The organism is Ruegeria sp. CDSB114 (assembly GCF_059611025.1).
In genome coordinates, this window is sequence record NZ_JBXWOT010000001.1 from 1,275,421 (window position 1) to 1,299,451 (window position 24,031).

Genomic DNA, 24,031 nt, shown 5'->3' on the forward strand with positions numbered 1-24,031 from the left:
GAGCATGCGCCGTCAGGCGCATTCCTTTTGGTTAAAGCGGAACGTCGTCCTTCGGAAAAAGATACTGGGCAACAACCTTCTTGGTGCCCGCCTTGTCGAACGCGACCTCAACCTTGTCGCCCTCGATGCCCTCCACTGCGCCATAGCCGAATTTCTTGTGAAACACCCGTTCACCCAGTGTGAAACTTGCCACCGCGGTTGCGTCGATCACCGTGTTGCGGGTTTCGCGCGGTTGCGACATGCCATATTGTCCCTGCCGCGCCTGCAGCCGTTTCCAGCCGGGTGAGTTATAGACATTTGCCTCAGCCGCGCGGGTTTCGATCCCGGCCGACGGCTGCCCCCCGCCATAGAGCCCCGGAGGCGTCAGAACCTCGACATGCTCCTCGGGCAGTTCGTCAATAAACCGTGATGGCATCGAATTCTGCCATTGCCCGAACACCCGGCGGTTGGCAGCAAAGGAAATCGTACAGACCTCTTCGGCACGGGTGATGCCCACATAGGCTAGACGCCGTTCCTCTTCGAGCCCCTTGATTCCGGTCTCGTCCATCGACCGCTGCGACGGGAACAACCCGTCCTCCCAACCCGGCAGGAACACGGCGGGAAACTCCAGCCCCTTGGCCGCATGCAGAGTCATGATCGAGACCTTTGCCCCGTCCGTTTCCTTTTCATTGTCCATGACCAGGCTGACATGTTCCAAAAACCCCTGCAGGTTCTCGAAATTGTCCAACTGGTTGACCAGTTCCTTGAGGTTTTCCAGCCGCCCCGGCGCCTCGGGCGTTTTCTCATTCTGCCAATGGGCGGTATAGCCGGATTCATCCAGCACGATCTGCGCCAGTTCGATATGCGTGTGCTCGGGCGCGCCATAGCGGATCGGAGACACCCCGTCATCAATGACGGTGTCATCATCCACTTCGATACGTGGTCCGCGTGTCATCGCATTCCACCGAGCCAGCCCGTCGATCAATTCGCGCAGCGCTTTGCCGCCCTTGCCCTTGATCAACCCCTGCTCGACTACGATCCGCGCGCCCTCGACCAGAGACACTCCGTTTTCACGCGCCACCACCTGAATGGTCTGCTGCGCCTTGTCACCAAGGCCGCGCTTGGGCGTGTTCACGATCCTCTCGAACGCCAGATCATCCTCGGGGCTGACCACCAACCGGAAATAGGCCATGGCATCGCGAATCTCCATCCGCTCATAAAACCGCGGCCCGCCAATCACCTTGTAGGGCAGACCGATGGTCAGGAACCGATCCTCGAACGCGCGCATCTGGTGCGAGGCGCGCACGAGGATAGCCATTTCGTCCAAGTTCATCGGGCGCACGCCACGCGTCCCGCTCTGCATCGCGTCGATCTCTTCTCCGATCCAACGCGCCTCTTCCTCACCATCCCAATGTCCAATCAGGCGAACCTTTTCACCCTCTTCTCTGTCGGTCCAAAGCTCTTTGCCCAACCGACTTTCATTGCCTCGGATCACATTCGATGCCGCCGCCAGAATATGCGGGGTCGAGCGGTAGTTCTGTTCCAGCCGCACCACGTGCGTGCCGGGGAAATCTTTTTCGAACCGTAGAATGTTGTCGACCTCGGCCCCACGCCAGCCATAGATCGACTGATCGTCATCTCCGACAACGCAAATGTTTCTATCGTCATTAGTTAGCAGGCGAAGCCAAAGGTACTGGGCGACGTTAGTATCTTGGTACTCGTCCACGACTATATACTTGAACCAGCGCTGATATTGTTTCTGAAGGTCCTGATGAGTTCTCAGAATATTAATCATGTGCAGCAGAAGATCACCAAAATCTACAGCATTCAGTTCGCGTAATCGATTCTGATATTGAGCGTAAAGTTCAATGCCCTTGCTATTGTAAGCTCCAGCATCTCCCGCAGGTATATTGTCGGGCGTTAATGCGCGGTTTTTCCACTCATCAATATGCCCAGCCAACATGCGTGGTGGCCAACGTTTCTCATCAATGTTCGCGGCCTGAATGAGTTGCTTTAGCAAACGCAGCTGGTCGTCGCTGTCAAGAATTGTAAAATTTGACTTCAACTCCACGAGTTCCGCATGACGCCGTAGCAATTGTGCACAAATTGAGTGGAAAGTGCCCATCCAAGGTAAAGGGTACCTTAGTTTGTATGGATCCTCCTCCATTCGTTTTTTCATGTCTCTGGCAGCTTTATTGGTGAACGTCACGGCCAACACTTCGTTTGGTTGTGCCAGACGATTCCGGATGAGGTACGTGACTCGGGCCATCAGCGTTCTGGTTTTCCCGGTACCCGCCCCAGCCAAAATAAGGATGGGGCCGCTTACCCTCTCAGCAGCCTCACGTTGGTCGGGATTGAGATAATCCAATTCATAGTGCTCAGCTGCAGGCATCGCCCGCGCCGACAGCGATGCGCCCTCGAAGGCGTCCATTTCGTCAAAACTGCTCATACTCTCAAACTACGCCGGATGGGCGCAAAGGGAAAGGCTTTGTTCACGGCTTGTTCACAAGCTTTTAAGATTTTCCTTGCGTTCAATTCTAACCAAATGAAGCGGTGTTCGACTGATGCCATTAACTCTCTGTAAAGCCTTAGGTCAGATGCTTGGCTCAAAGGTTTGGGAGCATATGGATATGGCATTGGCTGAGCGGGGGACGATCAATCATCGACTCAAATGGACCGGGATCACCCTATTGCTGATCAGCCTCGCCATTGGTGCGGGTTGGGGTGTCTATCGGCTTCCTTCGCCCTTGGTGGAACGGATGCTGCGGACAGATATCCTCAAACAGTCAGAATTGTGGAAACGCAGGGTTGTTTTGCACCTTGAAGACCCCGAAACAACGCTGCGAACCGGCCATATAGATGGGCATGATGCAGAGTTTCTGACGTCGATGCCCGAAGCATCGGATGTCTACCGGTTCAGGTTGTTCGACACGAGTGGACGCGTGGTCTGGTCCACTCGTCAAGGTGAGGTCGGCCTGCGCGAAGACAGCGCGTTCTTTCGCGCCGATGTTGCCCGGGGAATGGTGTACTATTTACAAGAGGTTGTGCCCCTATCCGAGATTGACGGCCTGGACTTGCACACAGGCAACATTCAGAACTCCAGTGCGCATCACATAGTCAAAGTATTTATGCCGGTTACAAAAAACGGTCGCTTCATCGGTGCGATAGAGTTTTTTACCGATATCTCGGATTTGCGGGCGACCTTCATAACCCGGCTGAGAATTTCGCTGATCGTTCTAAGCGGTGTGGCCCTGTTGGCGCTGGCGATGGTGTCATTGGTGACCTACAGGACCAACCGGGCGCAACTGCGCTCTTTGCACAAACAATCCGAGAAAGAGCGTGATCTGATGGCTGACCAGTTGCGGCTGGCGCGTGAGGTGCGGCTGCTAGGGGAGCTGAACGAGTGGCTGCAATCCAGCCGTTCTCTGGATGAGCTGTTCGACATGGTCTCACGTTTTATGACCCATATCCTGCCCGAAGCAGAGGGCAGCGTTTACGTCTACTCGAACTCGCGCGATGTGCTTGATGGCTGCGCCAGTTGGAACGGCGGCACCCATAAGGCACATATCCACCCTGAGGGGTGTTGGGGCTTGCGACGGGGTCGCACCTATGAATTCGGCGCCTCCGAGATTGATTTCATCTGCGAACACGCAGAGCCGCATGACGGGCGTCCGTATTTCTGCTTTCCGATTCTGGCACATGGCGAAACGGTGGGCTTGCTGCATCTGCGCGCGCTTGAAGATCGCGAAGAAGAGTTCCATGTCAGCAGGAAGCTGGCGCAACTCTGTGCCGAACAGATCAGCATGGCCATCGCGAATGTCAGGATGCGCGATCAACTGCACGACCAATCCGTGCGCGATCCGCTAACCGGGCTTTTCAACCGTCGCCATATGACAGAAACCCTACGCAAATCCATTTCGCGCAGTCAGCAGACCGGTGTACCGCTTAGCCTGATCGCCGTTGATGTGGACCACTTCAAAAAGTTCAACGATACCCATGGCCATGATGCAGGCGACATGGTCTTGCGCGCGGTCGGTGCCGCATTGGAGCAGGGCTGTGATCGGGATGAAATTGCCTGCCGCATCGGTGGTGAGGAATTCATGCTGATCTTGCCGGATAACACCCCGGATGACGCGATCAGCCGTGCCGAGAAATTGCGGCAGTCGGTTGAGGCGGTTTCAGTTCGATATGGCGACAAGTCGCTGCCTCGAATTACGATTTCCGTCGGCGTTTCACATTATCCGGCCCATGGCACCATTCCACAAGAATTGATGCGCGCCGCAGATGATGCGCTGTATGCGGCAAAAGATAAGGGTCGCAATCAGGTGCAAGTCGCCAAGGGAACGCCAACCGAAACCGGGTCCGCTGATAGCAACGGCCAAAAGGTTCGGACTTCAGGCCCAGTCGCGGCGGCGTGAAGCTCTAGCTAATACTTAGCAAAAACTCCAGTTACCCGGCGCCTGACTGCGCGGGCAAGGTAGCCACTTCTATACTTGTTAGCTTTCTCCAAGATCTTGGCCACATCGCGATCTTGCCAACCGTCCTAGCCAGCCCTATCGCTTTTGAGCGGCACAATCCCTAGACTCATAAACGATCGGTGATCTTTCAGAGGATCGGATAAAGAAGTGACGCAATGATTTGAGGCAAGCGGTACGCAAACGATCTGCCCAAAACCTCTCGGGGCTGCACATCCACGATAACCGGACACAGTCAGGCCTTTCATTCCCAACGTGCTTGAAGTCAATCGGCTCGGCACCCGGCACGACCATGCGCGCAACTTGCCTGCTATGTCGAAACTTGGGAAAGCACCTGCCGACCGTGGCCAAAAAGTCTTTAATGAACACGCCAAATCACGCCGCAATTCACCAGTCTTGATGCCGCAGCGCAGCAAGGCTATCAAGCCTTCACCAACAGGAGGCGTTTGCGAGCGTTAACATGCCGGTTCTACCTAAATCACCGATATACCTGCGCGTATTGTTCGCCTAGAAGTTCGCCAAACAAACAGGACCGGGACCTGATATGACACATTTCGACAAGATCCTGATCGCCAACCGCGGCGAGATTGCTATTCGCGTGATGCGCGCAGCGAATGAGATGGGCAAACGCACAGTCGCCGTATATGCGGAAGAGGACAAGCTTGGCTTGCACCGTTTCAAGGCGGACGAGGCCTATCGCATCGGCGAGGGGATGGGGCCGGTTGCCGCTTACCTCAGCATTGACGAGATTATTCGCGTGGCCAAGGAATGTGGTGCGGATGCCATCCACCCGGGCTATGGCTTGTTGTCGGAAAACCCAGATTTCGTGGATGCCTGCGTCCAGAACGGGATCACCTTCATTGGACCAAAGGCCGAAACCATGCGCGCCTTGGGCGACAAGGCCAGCGCCCGCCGCGTGGCCATCGCCGCCGGAGTTCCGGTGATCCCTGCGACCGAAGTGCTGGGCGACGATATGGACGCGATCCGGTCACAAGCCAAAGAGATCGGATATCCCCTGATGCTCAAAGCATCCTGGGGCGGAGGTGGCCGCGGCATGCGCCCAATCGAATCCGAGGACGAACTGGAAGAAAAGGTCCTGGAAGGCCGCCGCGAAGCCGAGGCTGCCTTTGGCAATGGCGAGGGCTATTTGGAAAAGATGATTATCCGCGCCCGCCATGTCGAAGTGCAGATTCTGGGCGACAAACATGGCGAAATTTACCATCTGTATGAGCGCGATTGCTCGGTCCAGCGCCGTAATCAGAAAGTCGTGGAACGCGCGCCTGCCCCGTATCTCAGCGAAGAACAACGCGCGGAAATCTGCGAACTGGGCCGCAAGATTTGCGCCCATGTAAATTATGAATGCGCAGGCACCGTCGAGTTCCTGATGGATATGGAAACCAGCAAGTTCTACTTCATCGAGGTGAACCCGCGCGTTCAGGTGGAACATACCGTCACCGAGGAAGTCACAGGTATCGACATTGTGCAGGCACAGATCCTGATCGCCGAGGGCAAATCGTTGGCCGAAGCCACCGGCGCCGCCAGCCAAGCGGATGTGCACCTGAACGGTCATGCCCTTCAGACACGGATCACAACCGAAGACCCGCAGAACAACTTCATTCCCGACTACGGTCGCATCACCGCATACCGCTCGGCTACTGGCATGGGTATTCGCCTGGATGGCGGCACGGCCTATGCGGGTGGTGTAATCACGCGGTACTACGACTCGCTGCTGACCAAGGTCACGGCCTGGGCCCCGACGCCACAGGCCGCGATTTCGCGAATGGACCGAGCGCTGCGCGAATTCCGTATTCGTGGCGTCAGCACCAATATCGACTTTGTCATCAACCTGCTGAAACACCCGACCTTCCTGTCGAATGAATACACCACCAAGTTCATCGACACGACGCCCGAGCTGTTCACCTTTAAACGACGCCGTGACAGGGGCACCAAGGTTCTGACCTATATTGCGGATATCACCGTGAATGGGCATCCCGAAACCAAGGATCGTCCCGAACCGCGTACCGATCTGAAAGAGGCCAAGGCCCCGGCTCTGAAAAGTGAACCGCAGATGGGCACCCGCAACCTGCTAGAACAAAAGGGCCCGCAGGCGGTGGCCGATTGGATGAAGGCTCAGCGCCAGTTGCTGATCACCGACACCACGATGCGCGACGGGCACCAGTCGCTGCTGGCGACGCGGATGCGGTCGATCGACATGATCAAAGTGGCCCCGAGCTATGCGGCCAACCTGCCGCAGCTGTTCAGCGTCGAATGCTGGGGCGGCGCCACTTTCGATGTGGCTTATCGGTTCTTGCAGGAATGTCCGTGGCAACGTCTACGCGACCTGCGCGAGGTGATGCCGAACCTGATGACCCAGATGCTTTTGCGCGGTGCAAATGGGGTTGGATACACCAATTACCCCGACAACGTGGTGCAGGAATTCGTTCGTCAGGCGTCACAAAATATCGACGTGTTCCGCGTCTTCGACTCTCTCAACTGGGTCGAAAATATGCGTGTCGCGATGGATGCGGTGGTCGAGAACGGTAAAATCTGTGAAGGCACCGTTTGCTATACTGGCGATATTCTGGACCCGAACCGTGCCAAATATGACCTAAAATACTATGTTGGCATGGCGAAAGAGCTGCGCGATGCCGGGGCTCATATTCTGGGCCTGAAAGACATGGCCGGCCTGCTGAAACCAGCCTCGGCCAAGATTTTGATCCGTGCGCTGAAAGAAGAGGTCGGATTACCGATCCACTTCCACACGCACGACACTGCCGGTATCGCCAGCGCCACCATTCTGGCCGCCTCCGAGGCGGGTGTGGACGCAGTGGATTGCGCGATGGACAGCTTCAGTGGCAACACTTCTCAGGCGACATTGGGCACTGTGGTCGAAGCGCTGCGCCATACGGAACGCGACACCGGCCTGGACATCAAGGCCATCCGCGAAATCAGCGACTATTTCGAGGTGGTCCGAGGCCAGTATGCGGCCTTTGAATCCAGCCTGCAGGCCCCTGCATCCGAGGTATATCTGCACGAGATGCCCGGTGGCCAGTTCACCAACCTCAAGGCTCAGGCGCGCAGCCTTGGCCTGGAAGAGCGTTGGCATGAAGTGGCGCAGATGTATGCGGACGTGAACCAGATGTTCGGCGATATCGTCAAAGTCACGCCTTCGTCAAAAGTGGTTGGCGACATGGCGCTGATGATGGTCAGCCAGGGGCTGACGCGCGCCGATGTCGAAAACCCGGACTCGGATGTGGCCTTCCCGGATTCGGTCATAGACATGATGCGCGGCAATCTGGGGCAACCTCCAGGCGGGTTCCCTGATGCGATCATCAGCAAGGCGCTTAAGGGCGAAAGCCCCAACACTGACCGCCCCGGCAAAGACGTACCCCCGGTCGATCTGGAGGAAACGCGCGCCGAGCTATCCAAACAACTGGACGGCAAAGAGGTCGACGACGAGGATCTGAACGGATACCTGATGTATCCCAAGGTGTTCCTTGATTACATGGGTCGCCATCGGATCTATGGCCCCGTCCGCACCCTGCCCACGCGCACATTCTTCTATGGAATGGAGCCCGGCGAAGAGATCGCCGCGGAAATCGATCCCGGCAAGACTCTGGAAATTCGCTGTCAGGCCATCGGTGAAACCGATGAAAATGGTGAGGTCAAAGTGTTCTTTGAACTGAACGGTCAGCCCCGTGTGATCCGGGTGCCAAACCGTTTGGTGACATCAACCACGCAGGCCCGACCCAAAGCAGAAATCGGCAACCTCGCACATATCGGCGCACCGATGCCGGGTGTCGTGGCAACCGTTGCGGTTACTGCGGGACAAGAGGTCAAAGAAGGCGATATGCTTTTGACCATCGAGGCCATGAAGATGGAGACTGGCATTCACGCCGAAAGGGACGCCGTAGTCAAAGCCATCCACGTTCAGCCAGGCGGCCAAATTGACGCCAAGGACCTGCTGATCGAGCTGGAATAGCAAAAAAGGCGCGCCTCTGGGGCGCGCCTTTTCCATTTCATTGGGTTAAGGTTCAGCCGTCTACGGTTTCTTCTTCAACCTCATCTTCGACCAATTCCTTTTCTGTTTCATCATCAGAAACATCATAATCCGCAAGCGCCGGCAGACCCAGCAGGTCGTGCAGCTCGTTCAGGGCGTCGTCAGACAACTCGCGACCGCCGGTCAGAGTATCCAGAGCCTCTTGCGGGTCAGAAGATCCGGCCAAGTTTGTCTCGGCCTCCTCTACAGCCAGCTCAGCCTCTTCGACCGCGTCGTCGTACTTGTCCTGAGCGGTGATGCCCTCGGCAAGCTCGTCCTCGGTCGGCTCATAGGCCTCTTCGATCTCTTCTGCGGTCAGTTCCTGCAGGTCTTCCAGTTCGTCGTTCTTATCCTGCAGATCTGTCGTCGCGTCGGTATGACCAAGGATGTTCTGCTGATAAGAGTACAGCTTTCCTGGCATACTGTTCGGGGACGCATTCATAAGAGCCGTTTGGCTGGCATGGGCCGCGTTCAGACCTTTAAGCTCCGATGCAATTTTGCCGTGCTTGTTGGGGTGAACCGGCTTCTCATCAACGACAGCAGTGGTAACTTTGGTCATCTTGGCAGGTTTCTTATTGCCCTTGACCAGATTACCAATCGAAGCGACCAGCCCGTTTTTCTTTTGAGTCGTAGCGCCCGTTTTGGCAGTTTTTTGCTTTTTCAGGCCAAGACTGGCGAGCAACCCTTTGCCCGTCCCCTTTTCACCCAAGGACTTGCCACCTTTCACCTTGAGGACTTGTCGCCAGACTTATCCGCGCCGTTCCCACTTCCACCACCATTGCCTTTGCCACCGCCATTGCCTTTGCCGCCACCATTTTTGGCGATGGCCATATCAGGTGCGGCAACAACTGCCACAAAGCTTACAGCGCCAAGCAGCAGAAATGAGGTCGCAACTACACGCGAAAGTAACAGGAACCGTTTCATATTATTCACCTGTCCTTCTTGAGCAGTGGCAGCAGATACCACAAAATCAAGCGCCTGAGATAATGTTGACAGTTAGTTAATAATCGAATTTGGGTAAAACGGTGGCCTTTTTCGGCGTGAGCGACCCACCGCGCTCACACCGCCAGCACAATATTGGCTATTGCAGCTACGAGGATTGAACCAAATGTCAGCAGCATTCCGATTTGCCTGAGGATAACGATCTGCGGAGACCTGCCAAACCCATATGCATGAAGCAGGCGACCACCCAGCAAGGCCAATCCCAACAGGTTCAACAGCAACCCGCTGGCGCCCTGCAATTCAACCATTGCCATCAATAACAGCGCAAACGGCGCGTATTCGGCGAAATTGCCATGAGTTCGGATAGCCTTGATCATTTGACCCTTGCCACCATCCCCGTAGGAAACCTTTTCGCCTCGTCGGTGGCCAATGACCCGAAGGCTCAGCGCCAGATACAAAAAGGCGGCTAATGCCGCATAAACCGGTGTAATTGTCAGCATGGGTGGCTCCGTCTATTAATATTCCTAAGCTCTGGGCAAAGCTTAACGCGGAATCTCGACCGGTCCAGTTGAACCGGGCTGCTACTACGCGAGGTCAAGTCTGTCTGGATTTCCTCCGCACGAGAAGATTTTTTGCAAAAGTCGCGTTTTTCCCCTTGCAGCTTTCCGCCAGAATTAATACTTCACGCCTCACTCAACGGCGCGGGCGTAGCTCAGGGGTAGAGCATAACCTTGCCAAGGTTAGGGTCGGGCGTTCGAATCGCCTCGCCCGCTCCATTGAGAGGTCTCAGGACCAAATATGTATCTGATGCGGGCGTAGCTCAGGGGTAGAGCATAACCTTGCCAAGGTTAGGGTCGGGCGTTCGAATCGCCTCGCCCGCTCCAGATACAAACCCTCTCACTCAACGCTGTTTTCTTATGGCGCGGCCTGCTGAAAAGCATGACCCGCGTATATGTTCATATGCCGCAACCGAACAAAGCCGCCTTCACATTGGCCGCGCGGGCGGCGCGTAAGAACGTCTTTGACACCGCGCCGAAGTACTCCAATCACGACTTGGACCGAATCTTCCGCGTGACCACGTTTGAGCAGGGCTAGAAGGCCTTGAACGTCATTGTGGTCAGCGAGCGTTCTATACCCGAGATCACCAGCAGATTTTCATTGATGAAATGTCCCACATCCTCGGCCTCGGGGATGTAAAGCTTCAGCAGCAGGTCATATTCGCCGCTGGTAGAGTAGAGCTCCGAGTGGATTTCGCGCAACGCGATCTCTTCAGCCACCTTGTAAGTGGTGCCGGGTTTGCAGCGGATCTGGATGAAAACACAGGTGGACATGGGCCGAGCCTTGTTGGTTGAGTTGGCCGCAGGCTGACACGGGCTGTGCCCGGGCGCAATCCCCTGCAACAGTTTGCGGCGATTGCGACGGATGGTCTGGATCAACCCGCCCTACCCCGTCTATAAGCACGCCTGTAGTAAAAGGAATTCGCCCATGCGCAGCGCAAAGATCAGCCGTCAGACCGCCGAAACCGAGATCACGGTCGAGGTCAATCTGGATGGGACCGGCCAGTATGACAATCAGACCGGCGTCGGTTTCTTTGACCACATGCTGGATCAGTTAGCGCGCCATTCTCTGATCGACATGACGATCCGCGCCAAGGGCGATTACCACATCGACGACCACCACACGGTCGAGGATACCGGAATCGCACTGGGGCAAGCGTTGACACTGGCCTTGGGCGACAAAAAGGGCATCCGGCGGTATGGCGAATGTCACCTGCCGATGGACGATGCACAGGTGCGCTGTGCGCTGGATCTGTCAGGACGACCGTTTCTGATCTGGAACGTAGACCTGCCGACACCCAAGATAGGCACCTTCGACACTGAACTGGTGCGCGAGTTCTTTCAGGCGCTGGCCACTCATGGCGGCATCACGCTGCATATCGACCAGTTGCACGGGTTCAACAGCCACCACATCGCAGAAGCGGCGTTCAAAGCTGTCGCGCGCGCATTGCGCGACGCGGTTGAGACCGATGCGCGCAAAGCAGATGCGATTCCGTCGACCAAGGGCGCGTTGTAAATGCTCACCGCCATTATCGACTATGAAAGCGGCAATTTGCATTCCGCTGAAAAGGCGTTTCAGCGCATGGCGCGGGAACTGGACGCCGGCGAGGTCGTAGTAACTTCAGACGCGGATGTCGTTGCACGCGCCGACCGGCTGGTGCTGCCCGGTGACGGCGCTTTCCCTGCCTGCGCGGCCGAGCTGCGCGGGCACAAGGGTATCTATGACGCGATGGTCGAAGCGGTCGAGCAGAAAGCCCGCCCATTTCTGGGTATCTGCGTGGGTATGCAGCTGATGGCCTCGAAAGGTCATGAGTACACTGACACCGATGGGTTGGACTGGATTGCCGGGGATGTGGTGCAAATTGCGCCGTCAGACCGGTCGCTGAAAGTGCCGCATATGGGTTGGAACGATCTGGTGTTGGAAAGCGAACACCCTGTCTTTGCCGGGGTCACATCAGGCGATCACGCCTATTTCGTCCACTCATACCATTTCCGGGTCAGCGATCCCGCACAGCGTCTGGCCTATGTGGATTACGGTCAGGACGTCACGGCCGTAATTGGCCGTGACACTATGGTCGGGATGCAGTTCCATCCTGAGAAAAGCCAGGATGTGGGCCTGCGCATGATCGGGAATTTCCTGACCTGGACGCCCTGAGCGGTTACTGAACCCGTGTCCAATCCTGCCCGCGACACACCAATCCACCCGCAACACAACCTTTGACGGTCAGCTTGTTCTGGCTGTCCAGGGTCATTTTCGAGCTGTAGGTCTTGTCTCTGTCCGGAGCCCAGATCTTGCCCCCGCCATAGGTGCCGTCGCCATCAGGCACCATATCCCAGATGATCTGCTTGCCGAGATTTTCATATTCCAGCTGTTCATTCCCGTCTTTGTCAAAAGCGGTATCGATGGTACCGCAAATCGCGCTGCCGCATTCGGCGATCGAAACATGCAGATATCCGCCGGTGTCTCCGGGCTGGGTTTTCCAAAGACCGTCAACCGGGTCGGCCATCGCCGCTCCCGAAATCAGAGATCCCAGCCCCAAGGCTGCTGCAAAAGTTGTTTTCTTCATAAAATCCTCCCTATTTGACCAGCAGTCTGGCGCGCTGGTGGACGTGGGGCAAGATTGACTTTGCGTCGCGTTGCATCCCCTGCCCTGCCTGTGCGATATCCCGCCGGGAAAACAGCGATTCAAGGCCTGACAACATGATCCTCTATCCTGCCATCGACCTCAAAGACGGACAGGCCGTGCGCCTGCTGCGCGGAGAAATGGACAAAGCGACCGTGTTCAATGAAGACCCCGCCGCCCAGGCCCGTGCCTTTGTCGACGCGGGGTGCGAATGGCTACATCTGGTTGACCTGAACGGTGCCTTTGCCGGTGAGCCGGTCAACGCCGCCCCAGTCGAGGCAATTCTGAAGGAATGCAACGTTCCCGCCCAGCTTGGCGGCGGTATCCGCGACATGGCCACCATTGAAACCTGGATCGACAAAGGTCTGGCCCGAGTGATTCTGGGCACAATCGCGGTCGAGAACCCGGATCTGGTGCGCAAGGCGGCCAAAGCCTTTCCCGGCAAAGTTGCCGTTGGCATTGATGCCCGCAACGGCATGGTCGCGACCAAAGGCTGGGCTGAAGAGACGAATGTGCAGGTCACTGATCTGGCGCGCAGCTTCGAGGATGCCGGCGTTGCTGCAATCATCTATACTGATATCAACCGCGATGGCGCGATGCAGGGCCCTAACATTGAGGCCACCGCGGACTTGGCCCGTGCCGTATCGATCCCGGTGATCGCGTCAGGCGGCGTCAGCTCATTGGATGATCTGATTGCTCTGCGTGATTGCGGTGTGGAACTGAACGGCGCGATTTCCGGCCGGGCGCTGTATGACGGCGCGATTGACCTGGCAGAGGCCATTCGCGCCCTGACCTGATTTACTGCGCGGCAGCCGCAGTCAACTTTGCCAGCGCCCCGCGCATTTTCTCGATGATGGGAGAGTTTTCGACCGCGTCGAACTCATCCATCGTCTCTTTTGGATCTTCATAGATCAGCCAAACCTGACCGTCGGCATCTTCATACGCTTGCACCTTGAGCGGCAGGAACAGTCCGGCACGCGGGTCGATCTGCATTGCAGGCGTACCCAGCGCAGGGTTGCCGAAAATCAGCACCTGATTGGGCGGGATCGGCGTTCCGACCTTTTCGGCCCCGGCCGCGTGGTCAACCCGCGCAAAAACCGTTGCACCCGCGTTGCCAATCGCCGTCTCAAGCGCGTCCAGCGCCTGTGTCACCGATTTGTCGGTCTTCATCTTGATGATATCGTCAGCCATTGCGGCAGCTGCTCCTGCGAAAATGAAAGTGGTTGCTAAAAAGAGTCTACGCATCTCATTGATCTCCTGATGAATTGGGGACAGTTTTCACAGGTTCCAGAGTTGTGACAATCACAAGTCTGGCATCGGCGGGGCTTTGCCGTTAGAGGTGCGCCAACAAAGGACGAGAGATGCTGAAAACCCGTATCATACCCTGTCTGGATGTCGCCGATGGCCGCGTTGTCAAAGGTGTTAACTTTGTTGGCCTGCGCGATGCGGGTGACCCGGTGGAATCCGCCAAGGCCTATGACGCGGCGGGCGCGGATGAGATCTGTTTTCTGGATATCCATGCGACCCATGAAAACCGTGGCACCATGTTCGATGTGGTGCAGCGCACGGCGGAACAGTGCTTTGTTCCCCTGACCGTTGGCGGCGGAGTGCGCACCAAAGATGATGTGCGGGCCCTGCTGTTGGCGGGGGCGGATAAGGTCAGCTTCAACTCAGCCGCGGTGGCAAATCCGGATGTGATCGCCCAAGCCGCGAACCAATTCGGCAGCCAATGCATCGTCTGCGCCATCGACGCCAAAACCGTCAGCCCCGGCAAGTGGGAGATCTTCACCCATGGCGGGCGCAAGCCCACCGGCCTTGACGCTGTCGAGTTCGCCAAGACCGTCGTTGCCAAGGGCGCGGGCGAGATTCTGCTGACCTCGATGGACCGCGACGGCACCAAGGCCGGGTTCAATCTGCCGCTGACACGCGCCATCTCGGATGCGGTAAATGTACCGGTGATTGCCTCGGGCGGCGTTGGCACTCTGGATCATCTGGTCGAAGGCGTCACCGAGGGTGGAGCAAGCGCCGTCTTGGCGGCCTCGATATTTCACTTCGGCGAATACACCATCCGCGAGGCCAAGGAACATATGGCCGCCGCTGGCATCCCGATGAGGCTGACATGAGCATTCTGCACGACCTGGCCCAAACGATTGAGGCCCGCAAAGGCGCCGATCCAGACAGCAGCTGGACCGCCAAGCTGTTGGCCAAGGGCCCCGAAAAATGCGCCGAGAAGTTTGGCGAAGAGGCGGTTGAGGCCATCATCGAGGCGGTCAAGGGCGATCAGGCCAAGCTGACCTCTGAAGCGGCGGATGTGCTGTATCACCTACTGGTCATGCTGGCCGCGCGCGATGTGGCGCTGGATGATGTGCTGGCCGAACTGGCCCGCCGTCAGGGCTCCAGCGGCATCGCGGAAAAGGCCGCGCGGCCCAAGGGGTGACGCGGATGTTGCCGATCCTTTTTTATTCTGATCCTGACAGCTCCGCAGGGCAAAGGGCGCAGATATGATCAGAGCTTTGGTGATTGGATTGGCCCTTGCCGTTCTAGGGGCCTGCGCAAGCGCGCCCCCGCCCACAGGTGATGAGGTTCAGCGGCTGGCATCTGAAATCCGCAGCCTCGGGCCTGATATCGACCCCGAAGAGGCCGACCGCGCCGCGCGCATTGCCTATGCCTATACCGCGCAGCTGGCACAGTCATACCAGATCACCGACCCGCCGCTGATCCACAATGCCAAGGTCAACAAGGGCCTGAAACCGCGCGGCCTGTGCTGGCACTGGGCCGAGGATATCGAACGGCGGCTGGATCAGGAAAACTTCCAGACGCTGGAAATGCACCGCGCCATCGCTAATGCCGACAACCCGTTCCGGATCGACCACAGCACGGCAATCATCAGTCGCAAAGGCGAGACAATGTATGACGGTGTTGTGCTGGACCCCTGGCGCTATGGCGGCGTGCTGTACTGGACGCCCTTACCACAAGACACGCGCTATGACTGGGTCCCGCGCGAAGTGGTTCTGGAAAGGCGACGTTTGGAACAATTCGGCGAACTGCAACCATATCTCGGTGAATAACCGCTCAGAGTTTCGACGAAATCATTCCGGTTGCAAAACCACCCATGCGCAATTCGCCAAACAAACGCTGATATTCGATCTTCGGGCAGCGGTTCATCACGACATCCACCCCGCGCGCCTGCGCTGTGGCCGCAGCCGTGGCATGTTCTATTCCAATCTGCATCCAGATTGTGCGCAGATTGGGAAACGCCTCAAGCGCCTCGTCCACTATGGGTGGTACAGCTTCGGATCGGCGAAAGATATCGACCATGTCTACCGGTTCGGAAATCTCGGATAGCGACGCACGGATTGTCTGGCCAAACAGCATCTTGCCCGCATGGCCGGGGTTAACAGGGATCACTTTGTATCCCCTGAGTGACAAATACCGCGCCACATAATAGCTGGGTCGCACAGGATCCATCGACACCCCAACCACAGCAACGGTTTTGGTATGTTTCAGGATCTGGGTCAGGAATTCATCGGAATACTCAGTCATTCGGCCACCCTAGCCGCCGTTTTCAAAAGAAAAAAGCGCCCAGGAATACCTGAGCGCCAGTTGTTGGAACGAGGGACAGTGAAATGACCCGCGGCAGTTCCGTTCCGCGGTCACTGTGACATTTAAGCATGAGTTCAGAGAAAAAAAGAGGTAGCGCGCGATTTTGTGATGACAGATCAGAAAAAACGGCCGTCGCCCTGTTATTCATACAGAACGCTTGGCCAATGCGCCTCGGCCTCGCGGATATAAGCGGCAGTATCGCGTTGCCAGATGCGCTCGATTTCTGGCGAGTGGGTCAGATATAGCCGACCGTCAATCACCTGCCAAATAGTCGGATCGGTGCTGACAAGCTCTCCTTGCGCCATTGCGAAGGCGCAGTACCCGCCGAACTGAGGTGCATAGGCACGCGGATTCATCTCAAACGCATCCCGATTCTCAGCTGTGGCAAAATGCCATTCAGCGCCTTTCCACATAACCGCGTATTCAGGCTGACCCCGAACAGGTGTTTCGCCATTGAAATAGGACACCGCATCATATCCGGCCATAGCTGCACCGTCCGTCCGATAGAAGACGGGCAGATCCTGCGCAAACGCAGGAAGAGCAATCACACAGGCGGCAATCGCGCCAAAAAGGAAACGTCTGTTCATGGTCATCGGATCACAAATAGAAACTCAGGGTATCAAGATGCAATTTTTTATCGCAACTGAAACCCCTTTTAACGCGCTTGTGAACATTCGAACCGGCAAAGCCAGCCTTTAGTCGAAAATGTCCTCGATCACATCCCAGGCTTCATCCAGCACCCGTGAGAAAACGCCTTTTTTCTTCTTCTTTTTGCCTTTGTAGGGACGATCCTGCTTGGCTGTTTGACGGTTCGCCTTGGCATCGTCCAGTTTGCGCTTTGGCATCATCTTGAGGTTATGCAGCGGGGCACCGCAGCTTGAACAACTGAGCTCTTGGCGCTGCGTGCCTTTTAGAACAAGCGCTGCCCGGGTCCCACAATAACAGCAGGTCGCAATTTTGGATGGCGTGGAAATGGCGTTCTCCTGTCGTTATCTTTGCCTAGAAGCATATAGGGCAATCGCCGCCGCATTTGAGACATTGAGAGAACCAAACCCGCCCACAGCGTCAATTTTGACCAACTTGTCGACGGTTTCTTTGGTTTTTTGCCTCAGGCCCGGTCCCTCTGCGCCTAACACCAATGCCACTGGCTGGTCCGGGTTACCTTCCAAGGCGGCCTCGATCGTGTCGTCCGCCTCGCCGTCCAGTCCTAGGACCAGAAACCCCATTCCCTGCAACTCGACTATGGCATCAGCCAGGTTACGCACTCGCAGATAGGGTTGACGTTCCAGTGCGCCGCTGGCGGTCTTGGCCAGCGCGCCAGTTTCCGGCGCCGCGTGATGGCGCATACCGACTACAGCGCTGGCTCCAAGAACCTCAGCTGACCGTAGAATCGCTCCGACATTATGGGGGTCTGTTACGCGGTCTAACAAAATGACGCGCGGGTGTTCGCGCCCGATGCAGTTTTCCGCCAGACCACCCCATTCCAAAGGCTTAACCTCAAGGGCCGCGCCCTGATGAACCGACCCCGGGTCGATCGGAGCGGTAAATTTGCGTGGATCAACCATCTCGGGCTCAATACCTGCAAATTCAATGGCTTCCACCAGCTTGTCTCGCGCATTCCGCGTCACAATCAGGTGCAATTTTGTGCGGTTTGGGTTCATCAGCGCATCCCGCACCGCATGCAGACCAAACAGCCAAACAGTTTCGGATGCAGCAGCTTTGCGCGCCTGTTCTTTTTCGACGACCCACTTGGGTTTCTTCATTTCTTTGGCCTCCGGGCCGCGAATTCGGTTTCCTGCGTCAAAGCAGTATTTTCCTGTTGACGCTCCTTTAGAGCGCTAGTAATCACGCCTCCACGTCAGGTGCAACGCCTGACAGTGGGCGACAGGCCGCAAGGTGTGGCAGGGGACTGTAACTCCCTCGCGGAGACGCACGCCTGGTTCGATTCCAGGGTCGCCCACCATTTTCTTCCAGACATCCAGCAAGCTTTGCCAGCGCGAGTGATGCATGGCTGATCACACCGTACCAAGCAGAAATTGGCAGGACCGATGGCCCCGCCTTATGACCGCTCTGTCAGGCGGCAGCTTCACGTTGCGCAGTGACCCGGTCAAACCAGGCCAAGATCGCCTCAAGGTCGGGCTCAATCTGCTCGGCACCGCCGCCCGTGAATTCTTCGAATTTGGCCGTGTTCAAACCGTTCACCCCGACAAGAACCGGAATGTCCTGCGCCAGTGCTTCAGCGATGACCGGGCGAAAACCGCGCCCATCCGCCTCGTGCTTGCCGAACTTGTTAACGATCAGCAAATGGGGATTCTCTGCCAGCGATGCCGTCACATATCCAACTGCCCGCTCAAGTGCCGCAGGGTCCAGACGGCAGCCGCGCGACTGTGTACCCAAAGACTGCGAAATCCGGATGGTCTCTCCCTCTGGCAGGACACGGACGTCCATGTCGCACTTGCTGCTGTCGGCGCATTCGGTGTTGGTTTGCACCACACCCGCCAACTGCGCATCTGCGGCCAAAAGGCGATCCGCAGCCGCGCTCAGCAGACGGTCGGTTGCACCGCGGTCGGTGGTCGTAACATAGGCGAGGTACATGCAAATCCCCTTGTCGCAACAATTCGAAACATCAAATAGCACGCACGACCCGCCCCGACCACCACTCAGCTTATGGCAGCGGAGACAATCCGATCACCGGTTCGTGTAGGTGAAGCAGGATTGCAAATGCCACCAGCGCTACAAACCCGATCCAAACAGGCGGCCAAGGGCGTGGCGCACGCAAAGAAAACCTTGCAGTGTTGCGCGACAGCCGACCCCATTCAGCACCCATCTGACGGGACTTGCGTCGATCAATCAGCGGCAGCCCCATCGCAGCAAATACCGCAAACAAACCGAACAAAATCACGTGGGACAGGCTGCCATTGGCCAGCAGATGAGCGACAGCCCACACCAACAGCGCCACCAAAACAGGGTGGCGCGTGGTGCGTAGAATGCCGGGCTTTTCCGGATCGAACGGGCGCTGGCCCAAGCCACCAAATGAAAACGGGTTCTGGATCGTCAAGCCCGCAACCGCGAGCCAGCACACTACGGGCATCATCAGAACGGGAATCCAGCGGAATATCCAAATGGGTGGGATCACCTCGACATACGGGGCTTGCGCTGCGGCGATGATCAACCAACCCAGAACCAGCAGAGACAAGATGGAATAAGCCACGAAATACCCGCGCCGTCCGAACGTAGTGATCAGGCGATCGCGCACAGCGGGGCGCGCTGGTATCGCATGGGTCGCCAGAAACGCTATCAGTGCAGCAAAGAATAGGGGCCAGCCTGCCATGGTAGTCTCCGATCATTTGCACCAGGTTTAATCACCTGCGCCGGAACGTCCTTGCCCGAAATCAAATGAGGCAGAGAGGCGGTTGTTCCGCCTTTCTGCCGATGTTTACAGGCCCAGCGCCATGCGACGTTCCTCGGCAAAGCCCTGCACGATGCGGTCAGCTATCAGCGCAAGGATAGCCATCGCCGCCCCTGCTGAAATCCCCAATCCCACATCCGCCTGCCCCAGCGCCAGATAGATCGACTGGCCCAGACCGGTGGTTCCGATCAGCGCAGCGATCACCAGCATGGCAAAGGCGTAAAGGATGGTCTGGTTCAGACCCAGTAAGATAGTCGGCGCAGCATAAGGTGCGCGCACGTCACGCATGATCTGCCACTCGGTCGCGCCACTAGAGATGGCGGCCTCCATCATCTCATCCGGTGTATTGACCAGCCCGTGCCGTGTGTAGCGGATCATCGGAACAACGGCATAGGCGCAGATTGCCAGAAAGGCCGAAAACTCGCCGATCTGAAACACCATCAGCACAGGAATCAGGAACACGAACAGTGGGATCGTCTGCAACATGTCACAGACGGGGCGGACTACTTTCCAAACAGGCAACCAGACCGCACTGGCCAGACCGATCACACCGCCGACTACGGCACAAGAAAACACCGCAGCACCGCTCAGATACAGCGATAACAGCGCGCGTTCCCACAGGCCCGAGACAAGAATGGTACAGAGCAATCCGACCGAAAGCGCCGCCAATCGCCAGCCCCCTGCCACCCAACCCAACGCGGCGGCGGCAGTCAGAACGAAAGGCCAGGGCAGATTGGCAATGCCGGTTTCCAGCATCCCGATCAGGATCAGCATCACCAGCCCGCCGGTCAGGTGTCCGCGCCATGCCATTAGCACAGCAATCGCTGCGGCGGCGGCGAACAGGCCATAGCTCATCACGGGCGTCCACTGAAAACCCCATGTGAACGGCAGCACGGCCTGGTCCAAACCAATCCGAAGCGGCAGCAGCACATAGAACAGAGAGTTGTTCTTGAGCGCGTCAAGCCACGGCCCATTAGCCTGGGTAAACGCCGTCAGCCCGCCGTCAATCACCCCGGCCAGCGGGTCGAGAATGGTCAGTTCGGACGGGTTCGGCAGCCTGGTCCAAAAGACAGCGGTGAACAGCACGGCAACGCCAATTACTGCCCAGGCGACACGCTGGTCATAGCGTTTACGTTCGGTCGCCAGCGTCCCGCTCATCCGGTCGATGACGACGGCAAAGACCACGATCACCAGACCGGCCATCAAGGCTTCGCCGAACTGTGCCTTGCGCATGGTCAGAAGAACCTCCCAACCGATATCGTTGAAGCCGCCAATGACGGCAGCGATGATAACCATCGACAGCGCAGCCATTAGGCACTGGTTCACACCGACCATGATCTGCGTGGCTGCAGCCGGGATCTCGACCTGAAACAGCTGTTGAAACCGCGTGCCGCCGGACATGATGGCAGCCTCTTTGATTTCCGGTTCGACCCGCTCCAGCCCCAACATCACGTTGCGCGCCATCGGAGGGGCCGCATAGATGGCCGAGGCGATCAGCCCAACCACAGGACCGAAACCAAACAGCAGCAGCAGCGGCGTCAGATAAGCGAATGTCGGCACGGTCTGCATCACGTCCAGCACGGCCTGCACAAATGACTTCACGCGCGGAACTTCGTTGGCAAGGATACCGATAGCTCCGCCCATGATCAGCGCAACCGGCACGGAAACGGCCACTAGCGCTAGGGTGTTCATACTTTCGGCCCAATAGCCCGATGCCAACACAAAGCTAAGGCCCACAAAGCCCAGCGCCGCCATCGGCAAGCCGCCCAGATACCAACCCAGCGCAGTCACCAGACCGATCAGGATGGGCCATGGCGTATTGCCAAGCACAAAGTTGGCCCAGTTCATGGGATAGGCCATGAGATCGGAAAACAGCCGCGCCGCCGGTTTGATCCCGTTCAGGAACCAGTCCAGAAACGTGCCGACCCATTGCGTTGCAGGCAGTTCCCAGCCTGCGGGCCATTTCACCAGCCAGGGCGCGACGCCTTCCAGCGCCAGACACAGCGCACCGACGATCACTGTGATCAGTGCGGCGCGCGCGCCAATGCTCAGGCGCGCCTGCGGCACAGAAACTTCCGTCGCTACAGTCATGTTTCATCAACCTGCAGGGCGGCGGCCAGATCGGACGGATGAACCGTTCCGACGATGTTACCATCGGCATCCCTGACGGGCACCGGTTCGTATAACTCCATGCAATGCGCCAATGCAGCGTCCAATGTCATCGATGTTGTCAGGCCAGGGTCATCTGGTCCCCGCTCTCCGTCTTGGCGCATGACCGATGCGACCTTGGCATGCTGACCCTTGGCGACATCCTTTGAAAACTCTCGCACGTAATCATCCACCGGGCGCAGTACGATATCGGTGGGTGTACCGATCTGGACTATCTTTCCGTCGCGCATGATGGCAATCCGGTCGGCCAGTTTCAGCGCCTCTTGAATATCGTGGGTGATGAAGACGATGGATTTCTGCAACGTCGCCTGAATGCGCAGGAATTCATCCTGCAACTGACGGCGGATCAAGGGATCGAGGGCCGAGAACGGTTCGTCCAAAAACCAGATATCGGGGTTCACGGCCAGAGACCGGGCAATCCCGACACGCTGCCGCTGACCACCCGAAAGCTGACGCGGGAAGCTGTCTTCGCGCCCCTCCAGACCGACCAACGAGATCACCTCCTGCGCACGGGCCTGCCGCTCTTTGCGGCTAACACCCTGAACACGCAGCGGATAGGCGACGTTTTCGGCAACGGTCATATGCGGGAACAGGCCGAAATGCTGAAATACCATGCCCAGCTTTTTGCGGCGCAGCTCGGTCATGGCTTTCTTTGACGCGCCGATGACGTTCTCGCCATCCACACGGATTTCGCCACCCGTGCCCGGCAAAAGCTGCGAGATACAGCGGATCAAAGTGGACTTGCCCGAACCGGACAGGCCCATGATCACAAACAGCTCGCCCTCCTTGACCTCGAAATTGGCATCCTGAACGGCGGGGATGAACCCGTTTTCCCGCAGATCGGCAGCGGCTTTGTCAGCGTCATTCCCTGACCGAGACAGCGCGTCGGTCAGGGCTTTGTCAGCGCCGGGGCCAAACACCTGCCAGAGATTCTGGCAGGCGATGGCTGGCGAATTTACATCAGTCACTGATGTCAGCTCACTGCGTTGCCGCGTCAACAACAGGGCGCCATTTGCCTTCGTTTTCAGCCATCCAAGCGCCGACGACCTCTTCGACGGAACCACCTTCAACGTCGATCGCACCCATCATCGGCTGCTGATCTTCGACCGCCAGCTGATAGTTGGTCAGGATTTCATAGGCTGCGGGCCATTTGTCTTCCATGCCGCTCCAACCCGCCTTGAAGATGCGCGACGGCGAGAAATCGCAATCGTTCACAGCGTTCGGGTTCGGGCCCCAAGCGGGATCGGTGAAACAGGCGTCTTCCCCGGCTGGCAGTTCGACGAATTGCACATCATAGGCCGACATGGCCCAATGCGGCTGCCAGAAGGTGATCAGCAGCGGCGAGTTGCGCTCGGTCGAGGCCCGAAGCTCGGCTATCAAAGCACCCTCGGAACCTGCGGGAACCGCTTTGAACGGCAGATCCAGGCCCACCATACGGTCAGCGCCGGGCGTACCCCAATCGGCCGGGTAATCGACCAGACGGCCCCCGGGCAGCGTTTCGGCCGTCGCAAACACCTGCGCGCAGTCCTTCAGCGCTTCCCATGCGGGCAGGCCGGGACACAGATCAGCCACATGCGCGGGATAGGCGATGCCTTCTTTGGCGTCGAGGCCCAGATCGCCGATTTCAACGACGGTGCCTTCGTCGATCTTCTTGGCATATTCATCCGATACGTTGGACGACCAGATTTCCAGGGTCGCGTCGATGTCACCATCGGCCAACGCCTGGAACTGATTCATCATGCCTGCAGTCACATATTCCACATTGTATCCGGCAGCTTTCAGCATCTCACCCGCGACATGGGTGGTCACGTGCTGGCCAGTCCATTCGTTGATCGCCAGTTTGATCGGCTGATCCACGGCCCCCATCTCGGCGGCATAGGCAGAGCCTGCAACGGTCAGCGCCATCAGGCTTACACTCAGTTTTTTCATTGATTTTCTCCCTGCAATATTCGTTTTGCCCGGTCCGGCGCGTTGTTTCGCGCCAGTCGGCTTGTCATGTGACAAATCCATGTCGCAACATGCACAAAAACTGGCGAAGAAGGGAAGCAGACAGTTCGGCGCGGCACGGAATAACTCGCCCCTTTGCCCCAGTGTTTTCCCTCTTTCAGCATCATGCTAGGCGCCCGCGCCCACTGCATTTCCCCAGCATTGCGGTGCGGATATTGATTGACGAGTCAATCACAAACCAGAATCACCCACTTTGTCGAGCATTTCTTTTGGGCTTGGGATGTTTT

At 57.4% G+C, this 24,031-nt stretch carries 25 protein-coding genes and 3 tRNA genes; 12 read left to right on the top strand and 16 right to left on the bottom strand.

What is annotated here, in order from left to right; translation table 11 throughout:
- Window positions 1-31: 31 nt before the first annotated feature.
- Entirely contained in the window at window positions 32-2,428 is a 2,397-nt protein-coding gene (locus tag AC2FIP_RS06295; protein ID WP_496785582.1) for an ATP-dependent helicase, read from the bottom strand.
- A 181-nt stretch (window positions 2,429-2,609) separates the two neighbouring features.
- Here AC2FIP_RS06295 and AC2FIP_RS06300 point away from each other — a divergent pair, with 181 nt between their 5' ends.
- Both AC2FIP_RS06300 and AC2FIP_RS06305 read left to right on the top strand, forming a co-directional pair.
- On the top strand, window positions 2,610-4,397 hold the full coding sequence (locus AC2FIP_RS06300) for a sensor domain-containing diguanylate cyclase (RefSeq protein ID WP_496785583.1): 1,788 nt from the start codon (window positions 2,610-2,612) through the stop codon (window positions 4,395-4,397).
- A 601-nt stretch (window positions 4,398-4,998) separates the two neighbouring features.
- Complete coding sequence (locus AC2FIP_RS06305; RefSeq protein ID WP_496785585.1) at window positions 4,999-8,436, top strand: pyruvate carboxylase; 3,438 nt, start codon at window positions 4,999-5,001, stop codon at window positions 8,434-8,436.
- 52 nt (window positions 8,437-8,488) lie between these two features.
- Here AC2FIP_RS06305 and AC2FIP_RS06310 read toward each other — a convergent pair whose 3' ends face one another.
- The 3 genes from AC2FIP_RS06310 to AC2FIP_RS06320 all read right to left on the bottom strand — a co-directional run bounded on the left by AC2FIP_RS06310 (window position 8,489) and on the right by AC2FIP_RS06320 (window position 9,935).
- Window positions 8,489-9,202: a hypothetical protein gene (locus AC2FIP_RS06310; protein ID WP_496785586.1), complete on the bottom strand. Its 714-nt coding sequence runs from the start codon at window positions 9,200-9,202 to the stop codon at window positions 8,489-8,491.
- A gap of 14 nt (window positions 9,203-9,216) precedes the next feature.
- Window positions 9,217-9,417 carry a hypothetical protein gene (locus AC2FIP_RS06315; RefSeq protein WP_496785587.1) on the bottom strand — a complete coding sequence of 67 codons (201 nt, stop codon included), beginning with the start codon at window positions 9,415-9,417 and terminating at the stop codon, window positions 9,217-9,219.
- 134 nt (window positions 9,418-9,551) lie between these two features.
- Complete coding sequence (locus AC2FIP_RS06320) at window positions 9,552-9,935, bottom strand: MAPEG family protein (protein ID WP_496690910.1); 384 nt, start codon at window positions 9,933-9,935, stop codon at window positions 9,552-9,554.
- A 201-nt stretch (window positions 9,936-10,136) separates the two neighbouring features.
- On the opposite strand from AC2FIP_RS06320, the gene AC2FIP_RS06325 reads away from it, so the two are divergent.
- The 3 genes from AC2FIP_RS06325 (at window position 10,137) to AC2FIP_RS06335 (ending at window position 10,530) form a co-directional block, all read left to right on the top strand.
- A tRNA-Gly gene (locus AC2FIP_RS06325) sits at window positions 10,137-10,211 on the top strand.
- A gap of 33 nt (window positions 10,212-10,244) precedes the next feature.
- Window positions 10,245-10,319: transfer RNA gene (locus AC2FIP_RS06330), tRNA-Gly, on the top strand.
- A 55-nt stretch (window positions 10,320-10,374) separates the two neighbouring features.
- Entirely contained in the window at window positions 10,375-10,530 is a 156-nt protein-coding gene (locus tag AC2FIP_RS06335; protein WP_496785588.1) for a hypothetical protein, read from the top strand.
- Here AC2FIP_RS06335 and AC2FIP_RS06340 read toward each other — a convergent pair.
- A complete protein-coding gene (locus AC2FIP_RS06340; RefSeq protein ID WP_142636899.1) occupies window positions 10,527-10,766 on the bottom strand; it encodes an Lrp/AsnC family transcriptional regulator in 240 nt (79 codons plus the stop codon). The two genes, AC2FIP_RS06335 and AC2FIP_RS06340, sit on opposite strands and share 4 nt — an antisense overlap.
- A gap of 154 nt (window positions 10,767-10,920) precedes the next feature.
- Between AC2FIP_RS06340 and hisB the strand changes: the two genes are divergently transcribed.
- Complete coding sequence (gene hisB / locus AC2FIP_RS06345) at window positions 10,921-11,508, top strand: imidazoleglycerol-phosphate dehydratase HisB (RefSeq protein WP_496785590.1); 588 nt, start codon at window positions 10,921-10,923, stop codon at window positions 11,506-11,508.
- Window positions 11,509-12,147 carry an imidazole glycerol phosphate synthase subunit HisH gene (gene hisH, locus AC2FIP_RS06350; RefSeq protein WP_496690913.1) on the top strand — a complete coding sequence of 213 codons (639 nt, stop codon included), beginning with the start codon at window positions 11,509-11,511 and terminating at the stop codon, window positions 12,145-12,147.
- Window positions 12,148-12,151: 4 nt separating this feature from the next.
- Here the strand turns inward: hisH and AC2FIP_RS06355 are convergent, their stop codons facing one another.
- Window positions 12,152-12,559: a DUF2147 domain-containing protein gene (locus AC2FIP_RS06355; protein WP_496694806.1), complete on the bottom strand. Its 408-nt coding sequence runs from the start codon at window positions 12,557-12,559 to the stop codon at window positions 12,152-12,154.
- Between the two features lie 134 nt (window positions 12,560-12,693).
- Between AC2FIP_RS06355 and hisA the strand changes: the two genes are divergently transcribed.
- A complete protein-coding gene (gene hisA / locus AC2FIP_RS06360) occupies window positions 12,694-13,413 on the top strand; it encodes a 1-(5-phosphoribosyl)-5-[(5-phosphoribosylamino)methylideneamino]imidazole-4-carboxamide isomerase (RefSeq protein WP_496690915.1) in 720 nt (239 codons plus the stop codon).
- 1 nt (window position 13,414) lies between these two features.
- Here the strand turns inward: hisA and AC2FIP_RS06365 are convergent, their stop codons facing one another.
- Window positions 13,415-13,807, bottom strand: a complete 393-nt coding sequence (locus AC2FIP_RS06365) for a DUF302 domain-containing protein (RefSeq protein ID WP_271949511.1) — start codon at window positions 13,805-13,807, stop codon at window positions 13,415-13,417.
- Between the two features lie 170 nt (window positions 13,808-13,977).
- On the opposite strand from AC2FIP_RS06365, the gene hisF reads away from it, so the two are divergent.
- The 3 genes from hisF to AC2FIP_RS06380 all read left to right on the top strand — a co-directional run bounded on the left by hisF (window position 13,978) and on the right by AC2FIP_RS06380 (window position 15,684).
- Window positions 13,978-14,739 (top strand): imidazole glycerol phosphate synthase subunit HisF, encoded by a 762-nt coding sequence (hisF, locus tag AC2FIP_RS06370; RefSeq protein WP_496785591.1) that lies wholly within the window; start codon window positions 13,978-13,980, stop codon window positions 14,737-14,739.
- Entirely contained in the window at window positions 14,736-15,053 is a 318-nt protein-coding gene (locus tag AC2FIP_RS06375) for a phosphoribosyl-ATP diphosphatase (protein ID WP_496785592.1), read from the top strand. Before hisF ends, AC2FIP_RS06375 begins: the two co-directional genes overlap by 4 nt.
- 64 nt (window positions 15,054-15,117) lie before the next feature.
- A complete protein-coding gene (locus AC2FIP_RS06380) occupies window positions 15,118-15,684 on the top strand; it encodes a hypothetical protein (RefSeq protein ID WP_496785594.1) in 567 nt (188 codons plus the stop codon).
- A 4-nt stretch (window positions 15,685-15,688) separates the two neighbouring features.
- Here the strand turns inward: AC2FIP_RS06380 and AC2FIP_RS06385 are convergent, their stop codons facing one another.
- The 4 genes from AC2FIP_RS06385 to rlmB all read right to left on the bottom strand — a co-directional run bounded on the left by AC2FIP_RS06385 (window position 15,689) and on the right by rlmB (window position 17,982).
- The gene (locus tag AC2FIP_RS06385) at window positions 15,689-16,159 is read right to left on the bottom strand and encodes a CoA-binding protein (RefSeq protein ID WP_496785595.1); all 471 of its coding nucleotides are present in this window, start codon (window positions 16,157-16,159) and stop codon (window positions 15,689-15,691) included.
- 200 nt (window positions 16,160-16,359) lie between these two features.
- A complete protein-coding gene (locus AC2FIP_RS06390) occupies window positions 16,360-16,806 on the bottom strand; it encodes a YHS domain-containing (seleno)protein (RefSeq protein WP_271949503.1) in 447 nt (148 codons plus the stop codon).
- A 108-nt stretch (window positions 16,807-16,914) separates the two neighbouring features.
- Window positions 16,915-17,193, bottom strand: coding sequence for a hypothetical protein (locus AC2FIP_RS06395; RefSeq protein ID WP_142636860.1), 279 nt, complete (start codon window positions 17,191-17,193; stop codon window positions 16,915-16,917).
- 15 nt (window positions 17,194-17,208) lie between these two features.
- A complete protein-coding gene (rlmB, locus tag AC2FIP_RS06400) occupies window positions 17,209-17,982 on the bottom strand; it encodes a 23S rRNA (guanosine(2251)-2'-O)-methyltransferase RlmB (RefSeq protein ID WP_496785599.1) in 774 nt (257 codons plus the stop codon).
- Between the two features lie 116 nt (window positions 17,983-18,098).
- Between rlmB and AC2FIP_RS06405 the strand changes: the two genes are divergently transcribed.
- Window positions 18,099-18,182, top strand: a tRNA-Tyr gene (locus tag AC2FIP_RS06405).
- A 110-nt stretch (window positions 18,183-18,292) separates the two neighbouring features.
- On the opposite strand, the gene AC2FIP_RS06410 is transcribed toward AC2FIP_RS06405, so the two are convergent.
- From AC2FIP_RS06410 to AC2FIP_RS06430, 5 genes are all read right to left on the bottom strand, one after another.
- Window positions 18,293-18,814 (bottom strand): DUF2478 domain-containing protein, encoded by a 522-nt coding sequence (locus AC2FIP_RS06410; RefSeq protein ID WP_496694801.1) that lies wholly within the window; start codon window positions 18,812-18,814, stop codon window positions 18,293-18,295.
- A 70-nt stretch (window positions 18,815-18,884) separates the two neighbouring features.
- Window positions 18,885-19,550, bottom strand: a complete 666-nt coding sequence (locus tag AC2FIP_RS06415; protein WP_496690923.1) for an NnrU family protein — start codon at window positions 19,548-19,550, stop codon at window positions 18,885-18,887.
- Between the two features lie 105 nt (window positions 19,551-19,655).
- Window positions 19,656-21,719, bottom strand: coding sequence for an ABC transporter permease (locus AC2FIP_RS06420; protein WP_496785601.1), 2,064 nt, complete (start codon window positions 21,717-21,719; stop codon window positions 19,656-19,658).
- Complete coding sequence (locus AC2FIP_RS06425; RefSeq protein WP_271949493.1) at window positions 21,716-22,765, bottom strand: quaternary amine ABC transporter ATP-binding protein; 1,050 nt, start codon at window positions 22,763-22,765, stop codon at window positions 21,716-21,718. The genes AC2FIP_RS06420 and AC2FIP_RS06425 overlap by 4 nt, the downstream gene beginning before the upstream one ends.
- Before the next feature lie 10 nt (window positions 22,766-22,775).
- Window positions 22,776-23,726: an ABC transporter substrate-binding protein gene (locus AC2FIP_RS06430; RefSeq protein ID WP_271949491.1), complete on the bottom strand. Its 951-nt coding sequence runs from the start codon at window positions 23,724-23,726 to the stop codon at window positions 22,776-22,778.
- Window positions 23,727-24,031 lie beyond the last annotated feature (305 nt).